Annotated in this window: 14 protein-coding genes; 8 read left to right on the top strand and 6 right to left on the bottom strand. The window is 44.0% G+C overall.

Features of this window, described 5'->3' with window-relative positions; genetic code table 11:
* Nucleotides 1-24: 24 nt before the first annotated feature.
* Together FFF34_013070 and FFF34_013065 are read left to right on the top strand one after the other, a co-directional pair.
* Nucleotides 25-1,959, top strand: a complete 1,935-nt coding sequence (locus FFF34_013070; GenBank protein ID TSD64826.1) for a fumarate reductase/succinate dehydrogenase flavoprotein subunit — start codon at nt 25-27, stop codon at nt 1,957-1,959.
* Between the two features lie 69 nt (nt 1,960-2,028).
* Nucleotides 2,029-2,820 carry a succinate dehydrogenase/fumarate reductase iron-sulfur subunit gene (locus FFF34_013065; GenBank protein TSD64825.1) on the top strand — a complete coding sequence of 264 codons (792 nt, stop codon included), beginning with the start codon at nt 2,029-2,031 and terminating at the stop codon, nt 2,818-2,820.
* Nucleotides 2,821-3,222: 402 nt separating this feature from the next.
* On the opposite strand, the gene FFF34_013060 is transcribed toward FFF34_013065, so the two are convergent.
* The 3 genes from FFF34_013060 to FFF34_013050 form a co-directional block, all read right to left on the bottom strand.
* Entirely contained in the window at nt 3,223-3,726 is a 504-nt protein-coding gene (locus FFF34_013060; protein TSD64824.1) for a thioredoxin family protein, read from the bottom strand.
* 11 nt (nt 3,727-3,737) lie between these two features.
* A complete protein-coding gene (locus tag FFF34_013055; GenBank protein ID TSD64823.1) occupies nt 3,738-4,754 on the bottom strand; it encodes an oxidoreductase in 1,017 nt (338 codons plus the stop codon).
* 103 nt (nt 4,755-4,857) lie between these two features.
* A complete protein-coding gene (locus tag FFF34_013050) occupies nt 4,858-5,439 on the bottom strand; it encodes a DUF4142 domain-containing protein (protein ID TSD64822.1) in 582 nt (193 codons plus the stop codon).
* A gap of 141 nt (nt 5,440-5,580) precedes the next feature.
* On the opposite strand from FFF34_013050, the gene gcvH reads away from it, so the two are divergent.
* The 5 genes from gcvH to FFF34_013025 all read left to right on the top strand — a co-directional run bounded on the left by gcvH (nt 5,581) and on the right by FFF34_013025 (nt 9,680).
* Nucleotides 5,581-5,961 (top strand): glycine cleavage system protein GcvH, encoded by a 381-nt coding sequence (gcvH, locus tag FFF34_013045; protein TSD64821.1) that lies wholly within the window; start codon nt 5,581-5,583, stop codon nt 5,959-5,961.
* Nucleotides 5,962-5,964: 3 nt separating this feature from the next.
* Nucleotides 5,965-6,357, top strand: a complete 393-nt coding sequence (locus tag FFF34_013040) for a glycine cleavage system protein H (protein TSD64820.1) — start codon at nt 5,965-5,967, stop codon at nt 6,355-6,357.
* A 274-nt stretch (nt 6,358-6,631) separates the two neighbouring features.
* Nucleotides 6,632-6,853, top strand: a complete 222-nt coding sequence (locus FFF34_013035) for a ferrous iron transport protein A (protein TSD64819.1) — start codon at nt 6,632-6,634, stop codon at nt 6,851-6,853.
* An 11-nt stretch (nt 6,854-6,864) separates the two neighbouring features.
* Nucleotides 6,865-8,979 carry a ferrous iron transport protein B gene (feoB, locus tag FFF34_013030; GenBank protein TSD64818.1) on the top strand — a complete coding sequence of 705 codons (2,115 nt, stop codon included), beginning with the start codon at nt 6,865-6,867 and terminating at the stop codon, nt 8,977-8,979.
* 89 nt (nt 8,980-9,068) lie between these two features.
* Entirely contained in the window at nt 9,069-9,680 is a 612-nt protein-coding gene (locus FFF34_013025; protein ID TSD64817.1) for a SprT family zinc-dependent metalloprotease, read from the top strand.
* On the opposite strand, the gene FFF34_013020 is transcribed toward FFF34_013025, so the two are convergent.
* A complete protein-coding gene (locus tag FFF34_013020) occupies nt 9,677-11,653 on the bottom strand; it encodes a dehydrogenase (protein ID TSD64816.1) in 1,977 nt (658 codons plus the stop codon). The genes FFF34_013025 and FFF34_013020 overlap by 4 nt on opposite strands.
* 58 nt (nt 11,654-11,711) lie before the next feature.
* Between FFF34_013020 and FFF34_013015 the strand changes: the two genes are divergently transcribed.
* Nucleotides 11,712-12,563 (top strand): DUF4198 domain-containing protein, encoded by an 852-nt coding sequence (locus FFF34_013015; GenBank protein ID TSD64815.1) that lies wholly within the window; start codon nt 11,712-11,714, stop codon nt 12,561-12,563.
* Between the two features lie 4 nt (nt 12,564-12,567).
* Here FFF34_013015 and FFF34_013010 read toward each other — a convergent pair whose 3' ends face one another.
* Nucleotides 12,568-13,113 carry a dihydrofolate reductase gene (locus FFF34_013010; protein TSD64814.1) on the bottom strand — a complete coding sequence of 182 codons (546 nt, stop codon included), beginning with the start codon at nt 13,111-13,113 and terminating at the stop codon, nt 12,568-12,570.
* A gap of 2 nt (nt 13,114-13,115) precedes the next feature.
* Nucleotides 13,116-13,493 carry a nuclear transport factor 2 family protein gene (locus FFF34_013005; protein ID TSD64813.1) on the bottom strand — a complete coding sequence of 126 codons (378 nt, stop codon included), beginning with the start codon at nt 13,491-13,493 and terminating at the stop codon, nt 13,116-13,118.
* Between the last annotated feature and the right edge of the window lie 6 nt (nt 13,494-13,499).

Below are 13,499 nucleotides of genomic sequence, written 5' to 3'. Positions count from 1 at the left end.
AGTTTACGCTAAATAATAGTTAAAATGAGTTTAGATGCTAAAATTCCGCAAGGCCCATTAGCCGAAAAATGGAGCAAGCATAAATTTAATTTAAAGCTGGTTAACCCTTCCAATAAGCGTAAGTACGATATTATTGTTGTAGGTACTGGTTTAGCGGGCGCTTCGGCGGCTGCTTCATTAGCCGCATTAGGTTATAATGTTAAAGCATTTTGTTTTCAGGATAGCCCGCGCCGTGCACACTCTATTGCTGCACAAGGCGGTATTAATGCTGCAAAAAACTACCAAAACGATGGCGATAGTGTTTATCGCTTATTTTATGATACCATTAAAGGTGGCGATTACCGCGCCCGCGAAGGCAACGTTTATCGCCTAGCCGAAGTGTCAGTAAATATCATTGACCAGTGTGTTGCACAAGGTGTTCCTTTTGCCCGCGAGTATGGCGGTTTATTAGATAACCGTTCTTTCGGTGGTTCGCAGGTTTCGCGTACATTTTATGCACGTGGCCAAACAGGGCAGCAACTTTTGTTAGGTGCTTATTCGGCTTTAAACCGCCAAATAAACCTGGGTAAGGTAAAAATGTACACCCGTACCGAAATGCTCGACGTTGTTATTGTTGACGGCCAGGCCAAAGGTATTGTTACCCGTAACATGATGACCGGCGAAATTGAAACCCATGCAGGCCATGCGGTTTTATTAGCCACAGGCGGTTACGGAAACGTGTTTTACCTGTCAACAAACGCAATTGGATCAAACGTAACGGCAGCATGGCGCGCGCACAAACGCGGCGCATACTTTGCCAACCCATGCTATACACAAATACACCCAACCTGTATACCGGTAACCGGCGACCATCAAAGTAAGCTTACGCTGATGTCAGAATCGTTGCGTAACGATGGCCGTGTTTGGGCACCAAAAACTAAGGAAGTTGCAGAGAAGCTCCGCAAAAAGGAGATCACAGCCGCCCAGGTAAAAGAAGACGAGCGCGATTACTTCTTAGAACGTAAATACCCATCATTCGGAAACCTTGTGCCTCGCGACGTTGCTTCACGTAACGCCAAAGAGATGGTAGACGAAGGTAAGGGTGTTGGGGGTTCGGGGTTTGCGGTATTCCTTGATTTTGCTGAAGCGATTGAGCGCTTAGGCGAAGATACCGTTAGAGCTAAGTACGGCAACCTGTTTGATATGTATTATCAAATAACTGATGAAAACCCGTATAAACAGCCAATGCGTATCTATCCTGCAGTACACTATACAATGGGTGGCCTTTGGGTTGATTATAACTTAAGTACTAACGTACCGGGTTTATATGCCATGGGCGAATGTAATTTTAGCGACCACGGTGCAAACCGCTTAGGTGCATCAGCATTAATGCAGGGTTTAGCCGATGGATACTTTGTTATCCCTTATACTTTAGGAGACTACCTCGCTACCATTGGTCCAAAACCGGTTGATAAGAACCACCCTGCATTTGAGCAAACCAAGCAGGATGTTATTGCATACGTTAATAAATTGCTTGCTTTAAAGGGCACCAAAACCGTTAACGAATATCACCGCGAATTAGGCCATATCATTTGGGAGTATTGCGGTATGGCACGTACCGAAGAAGGATTGACCAAAGCAAAAGGCTTGATACAAGCGTTAAAGGCCGATTTTTGGAAAAATGCACTGGTAACCGGCGGGAACGAGGAAATAAACGCATCGCTTGAAAGAGCGGGCCGGGTTGCCGATTTTATAGAGCTTGGCGAACTAATGATAGACGACGCCTTAATGCGCCGCGAATCGTGTGGTGGCCACTTCCGCCTTGAGTCGCAAACCGAAGAGGGTGAGGCATTGCGCGACGACGAGAACTTTGCTTTTGTTGCGGCATGGGAGTTTAAAGGTGAAAACCAACCCGAAGTGTTGCACAAAGAAGAGCTTGTATTTGAAAATGTTAAGTTAACACAACGTAGTTATAAATAGTAGTGTGCTTTGATAATGAGCAATGTGTAACATACTCATTATCAAAGCCTGCAACTCAAAAACGCAAAGATAATGAGCGGAAATATGAACCTGACGCTGAAAGTATGGCGCCAAAAAAACACACAAACATCAGGCAAGTTTGTGACTTATAAGGCCGAAAACATTTCGCCTGATATGTCTTTTCTTGAAATGCTGGACGTTGTGAATGAAAGCCTGGCTATTAACGGTGATGAGCCTATTTACTTTGACCACGATTGCCGCGAAGGTATCTGCGGGTCGTGCTCATTATACATCAATGGCAGGCCGCACGGGCCTAAAAGGGCTATTACCACATGCCAGTTGCACATGCGTAGCTTTAGCGATGGCCAAACCATTACTATCGAGCCATGGCGCTCGGCGGCTTTCCCGGTAGTGAAGGATCTGGCTACCGATCGTTCTGCTTTCGACCGTATACAACAGGCGGGTGGATTTATATCTATTAACACCGGCGGTGTACCCGATGCCAACGTAATACCCATACCCAAAGTTATTGCTGATGAGGCATTTAACTCGGCTACCTGTATAGGTTGCGGGGCTTGTGTTGCTGCTTGTAAAAACGCATCGGCAATGCTGTTTACCTCGGCTAAGATAACCCAGCTAAGCTTGTTACCACAAGGCCAGCCCGAGCGTTATAGCCGTGTACAGGCCATGGTTGCCCAAATGGATAAGGAAGGCTTTGGTAACTGTACCAATACCGGCGCCTGCGAAGCAGAATGCCCTAAAGAGATAACTTTAAACAACATTGCCCGCATGAACAACGACTTTTTTAGTGCGAAACTATTTAGAGAAGAGCATGCGCACGACCATACCGGCGGCGAATAATTATAAAATTTAGTATTACAAAATATGATCAGAAAGGGCCGGATGACGGCCCTTTTTTGTTATCCATCCGAGTGGTGATGGGCTCATTTCACACCTAAGGTAAATTTTTGCAGATTTTTGCGAAATATTGCAGCTCCCTGTGTAGGATTTTCTTTTTTTTTCGTTGGGTGGTCATCACTAATATAAAATAATCTGGCATATAAATGGAATTTATTTTGCATTTGCCATGGCCGGCGCATTTTTAACTTAGTGACAAAACAGTGTCACAACAATATTAAAATTTGTTGCCGACTTTTGTATATGCCGGGTGATAGAGTGCGGTCGAGCAGGCAGCAAATTTATGAGCACAAAAAACCCGATGACTCTTGGCCATCGGGCAGGTTAAATGCTAACCGCATATCTTTAAACTTTTTTAACCGTGGCTACCAGTTCAGGTATCTTAGGTACCTTTTCAAAGGCCTTTACCAGGTTGCCCTTTTTGTCGTATATGGCAATGTAGGGGGTGGTTTGTAAGTTGTAGTACCTTTGTACTTTGTAAGTATATCCTTCGGTGCCTAAAGTAAAATTGGGATAATCAGATAGTTTGTAGTCATCGTTAAAAGTTTTTACCATTCTTATATCGGCAAAGGTTATCATCACTACCTGTATATCTTTAAAGCTGTTCATTACCGGCTTCATATCGTATATCAGCTTTTGGCAATGGCTGCAATCGGGTGCAAAGTATATCAGCATTACGGGCTTATCCTTCTTAAGATCTGCCGGCGTAGTGTAGGTATTATCCAGTTTCAGCATTTTATAGGGTGCAATAACCGGTGGTGGGGTGTATGTCTGCGCTCTTGAGCAGCTTGCAAAAATGATAAGGCCAAGGGCAAATACTAATCTTTTCATATGTTTTAAAGTAACCATTACGGTAATTGTTAAGCCTCCAGCATTTCAAGCTGCCAGGCAATATGTTCTTCTGTTACAGGGAATAACGCATTATTCCGGATTGTATGATAAACGGCATCAAATATTTCCGAGTAATCACCCTTGCTTGATGGCACTAACTCGGTTTGTTTTTGATTATCGGCACCAACGGTTATTAACGTACCCTCGTTGCCGGCAGGCTCTACGCCATAGCCATTATCAGTAGGCATCATCCCTTTGTCTAATTGGCCCTCCTGTACATCTGTGCGGTTTTTTATAAAGCTGCCCAGTGTACCGTTTACTATAAAGCCGGGATATTCACCTGCTATTTGCAAGCCCGATGTTAAAAACACGTTCAGTTGGTTAGGATACGTTAAATGAAAATGGAAATAATCGGGCACCTCCGATCCCTCGCGGTATATGCCAGTAGTTTTTGTGAAAGACAGCGGCCTGCCAAACAAGCTAATGGCATTATCTATTAAATGCGGGCCAAGGTCGTACACCAGGCCGTTTGCGGGGATATCTTTCGACTCCTTAAAGCCTTTCGGGCCTATCGCGGCTTTATACCGGTCCATTCTAAATATCACCTCTATTGGTGTACCCAGGCGGCCGCTTTCAATTACAGCTTTGGTTGATAAAAAACCGCTATCGTACCGGCGGTTTTGGTATATCATTACGTGCTTTTTCAGCTGCCGGCCCACATCAAATAGCTGCTTTACTTCGGCACTGGTTGCAGCAGCCGGTTTTTCGAGCAGTACATGTTTGCCGGCCTGCATAGCCCTGATGGCATAATCAAGGTGGGTGTTGTTTGGCGTGTTAACAATTATCAGCTCTATCGTTTCGTCGTTAAGCAAATCGTCGATGCTGTTGTAGCTGATAATATCCGGATAAACCTTGCCTGCCTTTTTCTCGTTCCGCTCCACCACAGCCTTAAGCTGGAATGCCGGGTTACTATGTATAAATGGCGCGTGAAAAATACGGCCCGACATTCCGTAGGCCATTAAGCCGGTTATAATAGGTGCTGACATATTGGTAAAATTATCATAATAATAAACATCGCCATAAATTTAAAAAAATAAAAAAGGGACAAGCCGCAGCCCTTCCCTTTTAAATATCAAATGCAGGCCAGGCTTATTTCATGCCGGCTTGTATAGCCTCAATTTTTGCAAGGTGCGCTTTAACGGTAGGCAATGTTTTGGTAGCAAAAGCCATCAGCTCGCTATCTTTACATTTTTTAGATGCATCTTCTAACATCGATGCTACTTTTTTGTGACCGTTAACCATTGCATCAACATATGCTTTATCAAACTCGGCACCTGATTTTGCAGAAAGATCTGTCAACATTTTTTGATGATCGGCATCGGGCGCGGTTGGCAGGGTAATATTTTTGGTCTTGGCTATAGCCATTAATTCTTCATTTGCTTTGGTATGGTCCATCACCATCATATTAGCAAAATCTTTAACCTGTGCATTGGTTGCTTTTTCTGAAGCTAATTTACCGGCAGCAACTTCGGCCATACCTGCGTTAGCAGCATCGGTTGCAAACTTGGCGTCCATTTCATCAACAGCAATACCTGTCGATCCGTTGGTAGTGGTGTCTTTTACAGCGTTTACGCTATCGGCTGTTTCTTTACTGTCTTTTGAGGCGTTGTTACATGCCTGGAATGAACACGCTGCAAGCGCTATCATTGCCATTAAACTAAATTTTTTCATTTTATAGGTTTTTTTGTTCTTATAGTTAACATAATTTCGTACACAAGGTTTGCATCGGGCCGTATTATAGGCCGGTTTAAATTTTTATGCATATTGTTATACCTTAAATTTTATTATTTTTGGGCACATAAAATTTACATCATGACATTTCCTGCAGAATTAAAATATACAAAAGACCACGAATGGATTCGTGTTGAAGGCAACGAAGCCTTTATTGGCATTACCGAGTTTGCACAAGGCGAGTTAGGTGATATTGTTTATATAGACATTAACACCGTTGGGCAGGATGTAGCTAAAGAAGAAGTTTTTGGAACTGTTGAAGCTGTGAAAACCGTATCGGACCTGTTTATGCCGCTTGATGGCACCATCTTAGAAATTAACTCGTTGTTGGATAGCCAACCCGAGCTGGTAAACTCTGACCCATATGGCGATGGATGGATGGTAAAAATAAGCCTTAAAGACGCTGCTGATGCAGAAGCCCTATTATCTGCTGATGATTACAAAGCTGTAATTGGCCAATAAAAAATGAAGATGACTTTTAAATATTACGGGCCTGCATTTTTGTGGGCCTGCTTTATTTTAATAATATGTGTAATTCCGCTGGGAGGGGTTGATAAAGGCCCTCTGTTTTTTGCGGGTTTTGATAAGCTGGTACATTGCGGGCTGTTTTTTGTTTTAGCTGTTTTGTATTGCGCCGGCAGTATACGTAAATGGCATACCCGAACCATACGTATAGAGATAGCCGTTAAAAACACTATTGTACTTATTAGCTTTGGTGCTTTAATAGAGGCTATACAAAATTATTTGCCCTGGCGAAGCGCGGATGGGGCCGACCTTTTTGCCGATACCATAGGTGCCTGTATGGGAATTTTTAGTGTAATAGTTACCGCTTATGCTGTTAACCATGAAAAAAGTTAAACTTTTCCTCTTTTGCGTATCAGTCGCCATAGCTGCGTCATCATGCGGTTTATTTAAAAAAGATTGTAATTGCCCCCATTTTAGCAAAACGGTTTCTACCCATGCCTTTTCGGGAGCAAAATAGCGTTAGATTTTAGTGGAACTATGCAGGGTAAAAAGCCCTTGTTACCAGCTTTTTACGGCTAATTAGCTGCATTAAAATTTTTAGACAAAAAATTTACAAAACTGCGCTACTTCTTATTTGGATTTAATACAAATAACCATACATTTGTATATGCAAACAACGCTTTCACAACTCGAAGTAGGAGAAACTGGTATTGTTAAGGAATTTTCTGACCTGGAAATGTCTGTTAAGTTAATGGAAATGGGTTGCCTTCCGGGCGAGCAAATTAAAGTTTCGCGTATAGCGCCCATGGGCGATCCTATTGCCATTCATGTTTCGGGTTATCAGTTAAGCCTTCGTAAATTCGAAGCTTCGACTATAATTTTGCAGTAGTTTACTAAACATTGAAAGCTGACATCAGAGTAGCGCTTGTAGGCAATCCCAACACCGGTAAATCAACGCTCTTTAATGCACTAACCGGTTTAAACCAAAAAATAGGAAATTTTCCGGGGGTTACTGTTGATAAAAAAATAGGCTACACCCAACTGCCCGATGGCCGCGGTGCCGAAATAATAGATCTTCCGGGTACTTACAGCTTATACCCAAAAAGTAAAGACGAATCCATCGTGTTTTCGGTACTGGCCGAAAAAGGCGGCGAACTTAAGCCCGACCTGGTGGTGGTAATTTTAGATGCCACCAATTTAAAACGTAACCTTTTATTATATACCCAGGTTGCCGATTTAAAGATACCGGTAGTTGTGGCCCTAAACATGATAGACCTATCAAAAAAGGCGGGCATAAAAATAGACATCAACCTATTGGCCGAAAAATTGGGTGTACCCATTGTACCTATTGCCGCCCGTAAGCTACAGGGCATAGCCGAATTGAAAACGGCCATATCATACGCCAACAAATTTGCCCTGCAACAAGAAAGCATTGACGTGCGTGCCATAGCGCCCGAAATGGTTGATGCCATAAGCAAGGAAAATAATATTGATGTCCCTTACCTGGCCCTGCAACTGGCCCACCAGCACGAAACTTTAAAGTTTTTAACCCCTGCAGAAAGCGACCGTATAGAGGATTTGGAACAACAATTCTCCTTCCATTCGCAAAAAGCACAAGGGGCCGAAACCATAGCCCGCTATAATTATATAAACGACCTTTTATACGACACCGTTAAAACCCCCCAAACCGCTTATGACGAAAGCCACAGCAATAAGATAGATAAGATACTTACCCACCGGGTATTTGGCTTTATCATTTTTATGGGTATCCTATTGTTTATGTTCCAGTCAATATTTGCCTGGTCGGCTTACCCTATGTCGCTTATCGAAGATCTGTTTGTTTGGGCGGAAGGTGGCTTAAGGCATATATTGCCTGCCGGCCCATTGGCCGACCTGCTGATAGACGGCGTTGTTGCGGGCCTTAGCGGGGTAATGGTATTTATCCCGCAAATAGCCATCCTGTTTGCGTTTATATCCATCCTGGAAGATACCGGCTACATGTCGCGCGTAACGTTTATGATGGATAAGATAATGCGCAAGGTTGGGCTTAACGGCAAATCTGTGGTGCCTTTAATAGGCGGCTTTGCCTGTGCCGTACCATCAATTATGAGTACCCGCACCATCGAGAACTGGAAGGACAGGATGATAACCATTATGGTTACCCCGCTGGTTACCTGCTCGGCCCGTTTACCTGTTTATACCTTGTTGATTGCCCTGGTAGTGCCCAACAAAAATGTATGGTTTATTTTTAATTTGCAGGGCCTGGCATTAACAGGCATGTACGTGTTAAGCTTAGTATCGGCAGTACTGGTGGCCTACGTAATGAAGTTTGTTTTAAAAGCGCGCGAACGAGGCTATTTTATAATGGAGCTGCCGGTTTACCGCATGCCCCGCTGGAACAATGTGCTATTTTCGATGTACGATAGGGCCAAAACATTTGTGTTAGAGGCTGGCAAGGTTATCATAGCAGTATCGGTAATACTTTGGGTGCTGTCATCATACGGGCCGGGTAACCGTTTCCAAAAAATAGACCAAAAATACAGCCAGCCGCAATACGCGCAAAGCATGAAACCCGATAGCCTTAAACGGGTGATATCGTCCGAAAAATTAGAGAATTCATATGCCGGTGTATTAGGGCACGTAATTGAGCCGGTGATAAAACCAATCGGTTTCGACTGGAAAATAGGTATAGCATTGATCACCTCTTTTGCCGCCCGCGAGGTATTTGTAGGCACCATGGCTACCATTTACAGCGTAGAGGGCGATGCTGATAAAATAGACTCGGTGCAAGACAAAATGCGCCATGCTAAAAATCCTGATACCGGGCAGCCTGTGTTTACGTTAGCCGTGGCCTTTTCGCTAATGATGTTTTATGCCTTTGCCATGCAATGCGCCAGCACCGTTGCCGTGGTATACCGCGAAACCAAAGACTGGCGCTGGCCTGCAGCCCAGTTTGCTTACATGACGGTTCTGGCCTACGGCGCATCATTTTTGGTATATCACCTGTTGAAGTAGTTAAACCTTTTACTTGTTACTGACCAAGCATACTGCCGTGTTCTTTAGCATTCGGCTCAAAACTCCTATCTTTGATACAGAGGTAAAAATTGGATAAAGTAAAAGTTCTCGAAAAATATCTTCCGCCTGGTGCGGCCCCGCTTATTGGCCGCTGGATAGATTACTTTAAGTGCGAGTTTAAAATATCGCGCAACCGCGGCACCAAGTTTGGCGACTACCGCGCACCATATGATGGCAAAGGGCACCGCATATCTGTAAACTTCGACCTTAACCCCTATGCTTTTTTAGTAACCACCGTACACGAGTTTGCACACCTGCATACCTGGAACGAGCATAAGCAAAAAGCCAAGCCGCATGGCACCGAGTGGAAGACGAATTTTAAAAAGATGATGCAACCTTTTTTTGAAAAAGATGTTTTTCCGCCGGATGTAAAGCAAGCCATTACCAATTACCTGAACAACCCCGCCGCCTCCAGCTGCTCAGACCTCACCCTGTACCGCTCACTGCGTAAATATGACGCGCCGAAGGAATCTGTGCACACGGTAGAGAAGCTGCCGCTAAAGGCCCTATTTAAGCTTAAGGACGGCCGCGTTTTTCGTAAAGAGGAAAAGCTGCGCAAACGCTATAAATGTATTGAGGTAAGCAGCAAAAGGGTATACCTGTTTAGCCCCGTTGCAGAGGTGGAGTTGTTGCAGGATTAAAATTTTAGCAGTTTGGCCATAGTTTCCTCTAAACGGGCTTTGGCTAAAAACTGGTCCTCCAGTGCTTTATTCATGGGGATAGCGGTATCTAAACTGGCGCAGCGCATTACCGGGGCATCCAGGTGTTTAAAGCAATGCTCGCCTATGTAAGCGGCTATCTCGCCGCCAAAGCCGCTGGTCATGGTATCTTCGTGCAGCACCAATACTTTCGATGTTTTCTTTACCGTATTTACCACCGCTTCCTTATCCCATGGCTGCAGACTGCGCAGGTCTAATATTTCGATAGACTGATCGGGGTGGTTATCGGCATACTCTATAGCCCAATGTACGCCCAGACCAAAGGTAATGATACTGGCCTTAGTACCCTCGCGAACTATTTTTGCCTTGCCAATTTCTACGTAATGGTCACCCTCGGGTACATTGCCCGCTATGCTGCGGTACAAATATTTATGCTCAAAAAATATAACCGGGTTAGGGTCATCCGCGGCGGCCATCATTAAGCCCTTAGCATCATCAGGGAAAGCAGGATAAACTACTTTTAACCCCGGTGTTTTAGTAAACCAGGCCTCGTTGCTTTGCGAGTGGAATGGCCCTGCACCGGTACCGGCACCTGTTGGCATCCGTATAACAACATCTACCGTTTGCCCCCATCGGTAGTAGGTTTTGGCCAGGTTATTTACCACCTGATTAAAGCCGCAGGTTACAAAATCGGCAAACTGCATTTCAACTATGGCTTTGTAACCGTTAAGGGCAAGGCCCATGGCCGCACCTATAACCCCCGATTCGCAAATGGGGGTGTTGCGTACCCTGTCTTTACCAAACTCCTCTAAAAAGCCTTGCGTTATTTTAAATGCGCCGCCATATTCGGCAATATCCTGGCCCATTATTACAAGGTTATCGTACTTGCGCATGCTTTGGCGCAAGCCATCGCTTATGGCATCTATGTATCTTTTATCGGTGCTTTGCTCTGACGGGATATAAGCCGGTAAACTATGCAGCCTGTACATGCTGTTTACCTCGGTAGCCACATGCGGAACTATATCAGGCTCTTTAAAAACCTTTTCTATTTCTACATCTATCAGGCTGGTAAACTCGTTCTTTAAATAGGGCACCCACTCGGGGCGCAGCACTTGCTGTTCTAATAAAAACCTTTCAAAGTTATCAAGCGGGTCTTTGTTTTTCCACTCCTCAAACAAGTGCGGGGGTACATACTTTGTGCCCGATGCTTCTTCGTGCCCGCGCATCCTAAAAGTCATGCACTCTATTAACACCGGCCTCGGCCTTTGGCGCATATCCTTTGCCAATAAGCTGATGGTATTGTAAACATCTAATATATTATTACCGTCGATCTTTCGACCTTCAATGCCATAACCAATGGCCTTGTCAACTAACGATGCGCAACGGTATTGTTCGTTTGTTGGGGTAGATAAGCCGTAGCCATTATTTTCTATTAAAAAGATAACCGGCAGGTCCCATACCGCTGCAATATTAAGCGCTTCATGAAAATCGCCCTCGCTTGTAGCGCCTTCGCCTGTAAATACAAGGGTTACCTTTTTATCGCCGCGTAATTTATCGGCAAGGGCAATGCCATCGGCAAGGGCCAATTGCGGGCCAAGGTGAGATATCATCCCTATTATCTTATAATCCTGGGTGCCAAAATGGAAGGACCGATCTCTGCCGCGGGTAAAACCCGATGCCTTACCCTGCCATTGGGCCATTAAACGCGATATAGGGATGTTGCGCGCGGTAAATACACCAAGGTTGCGGTGCATGGGTAAAATATACTCATCTGCGGCCATGGCCATGGTGCTGCCAACGGCAATTGCCTCTTGCCCAATACCCGAAAACCACTTGCCAATACGGCCCTGGCGCAGCAGTATCAGCATTTTTTCTTCGACAAGGCGGGGTAGGAGCAATTTCTTATAGAAATTCACCAAACCGTCATTATCAATACTTTTCCTGTCGAAAATCACGTTGTAAAGCTAAGAAGTTTTTAAAACTTTGTATGTTTGAACATTACTGTTATTTACTATGAGAAACCCGTACGTTAAAACTTTTCTTACGCTTGTAATAATTGCTACCCTTGCCTTTACGCCCGATTATTACCTGTTGCCAGGCAGCTTTTACCTACATAAAGGCGGTAAGCTAAACGTACATTTATTAGAAGGAGACAAAATTACTTCCGGCGAAGAAAGCGGTTACAATTTAGCACAAACTTCTGTATTCAACTTATACGAAGGTTCAAAGAAAGCGGATTTAAGTAAAATAACAAAAGACAATACTAGCCCGGTTGTAAATTACAATATGCTTAACAAGGGTTTAGCTTTGGTAGAAATGAATACCAAAGAACTGAACGATATACCCGGCGAAGATTTTATCACTTACCTTACCGAGCAGGGTTATGATGATATTGCCGAGCCCTTAAAAAACTCGAACAGGTTAAAGTACACCGAAAAGTACACGAAATTTTTAAAAACCCTGGTTACCGTTGATGACCCTACAGGTAATCTTTACGAAAAGGTTTTAAATAACGAGCTGGAGATAACGCTTAAACAGAACCCATACAAGCAAAGCTACGGCGGCGATATTACCGCCCTTGTAAATTTTAAGGGTAAGCCATTACCAAACGCGCCGATGTACCTTTATATTAAAACAGAGGCCGGGAATGTTTATCCTCAAAAACTGACCACAGACGCTTTAGGAAAAATATATTTTAACTTAAGCCGCGATGGTATTTATATGCTGCGCGTTGCGCGGATACAACCATCAACCGACAAGGCGGCCGATTACGAAACATGGTGTGCTACCTACACCTTTGCTTTTACCAACAGTAACGATGAGCCAAATACCTACAAAGAGTTTGGTTTTGGCGATAAGCACTAACATGCTATAGCTTAGCCAGCATATCCATATCAAACTTAGGCTTAAGGGCATATTTAGCCTGTAGTAAGCCGCTCGAATAAGTTTGCTGGCTGATAAATATCAGCTCGACCCGGTCATTTAAGTTTTTAAACAGGTTTTTGCCGGCACCTAAAAGTATGGGGTGGATAGACAGGATCATTTCGCCTATTAAATTCTTATTTAAAAAAGCCGATAGCAATTCTGCGCCGCCAAAAAGCCATATGTTTTTGCCGGGTTCGTTCATCACCCGCTCAACCGTGTCGTCAAACTCGTATGATTTTACTACCGATACATTCATGCCTTGCTCTTCGGGCAGCGTATCCGAAAAAACATATATCTGCTCAACAGGGAATATGCTGGTATCAGTACTTATCAGCTCATAACTTTTACGGCCAATAAATATGGTGTCGCAATTTTCAAAAAAAGCATCCATGCCATAATCCTGGTCGGTAAGGCACCAATCATACTCGCCGTTTGGCCCCTCAATAAAGCCGTCAAGGCTTACCGCCAGGTTTAAAATAATTTTACGCATGTTTAGCTTATATCTGTTATAGCAGTAATGGTTTCGCCCTCAAACACGAAAACCGACTTCCCGGTCAGGTTAAGTTCATCTCCTTTTTTCATTCCGTTTGGCAGGTCAACAGCCAATACACCGTAGTAATCTATATCAACTTCCACTTGCTGCGCATTATAATGCAACGCGGTTATGGTTTGCTTACGGGTACTAAACAAGTTTTTAGCCTGTTCGGCCTGCGCCTTAAATTCTGGTAAGCCCAAAAGGGTCATGTTAACTTTACCGCCCGCTATGTTTTCAAACTTTACAAGCGGCCCCAGGTTAATAAGCATCCCATCTATGTCAAAGTTGTTGTAAGCCTCTATATATTCCCTTACAATCTGTTCTTTTATATCCATCGCTTG

Source organism: Inquilinus sp. KBS0705 (genome assembly GCA_005938025.2).
Classification (GTDB): domain Bacteria; phylum Bacteroidota; class Bacteroidia; order Sphingobacteriales; family Sphingobacteriaceae; genus Mucilaginibacter.
Note: the sequence above shows the minus strand (reverse complement) of the source record. Positions and strands in the feature narration are given on the sequence as shown.

Coding starts and splice junctions, on each gene's coding strand:
- FFF34_013070 (TSD64826.1), top strand. CDS start 25: ATGAGTTTAGATGCTAAAATTCCGCAAGGCCCATTAGCCGAAAAATGG.
- FFF34_013060 (TSD64824.1), bottom strand. CDS start 3,726: ATGGTTACTTTAAAACATATGAAAAGATTAGTATTTGCCCTTGGCCTT.
- FFF34_013055 (TSD64823.1), bottom strand. CDS start 4,754: ATGTCAGCACCTATTATAACCGGCTTAATGGCCTACGGAATGTCGGGC.
- FFF34_013050 (TSD64822.1), bottom strand. CDS start 5,439: ATGAAAAAATTTAGTTTAATGGCAATGATAGCGCTTGCAGCGTGTTCA.
- gcvH (TSD64821.1), top strand. CDS start 5,581: ATGACATTTCCTGCAGAATTAAAATATACAAAAGACCACGAATGGATT.
- FFF34_013040 (TSD64820.1), top strand. CDS start 5,965: ATGAAGATGACTTTTAAATATTACGGGCCTGCATTTTTGTGGGCCTGC.
- FFF34_013035 (TSD64819.1), top strand. CDS start 6,632: ATGCAAACAACGCTTTCACAACTCGAAGTAGGAGAAACTGGTATTGTT.
- FFF34_013015 (TSD64815.1), top strand. CDS start 11,712: ATGAGAAACCCGTACGTTAAAACTTTTCTTACGCTTGTAATAATTGCT.
- FFF34_013010 (TSD64814.1), bottom strand. CDS start 13,113: ATGCGTAAAATTATTTTAAACCTGGCGGTAAGCCTTGACGGCTTTATT.
- FFF34_013005 (TSD64813.1), bottom strand. CDS start 13,493: ATGGATATAAAAGAACAGATTGTAAGGGAATATATAGAGGCTTACAAC.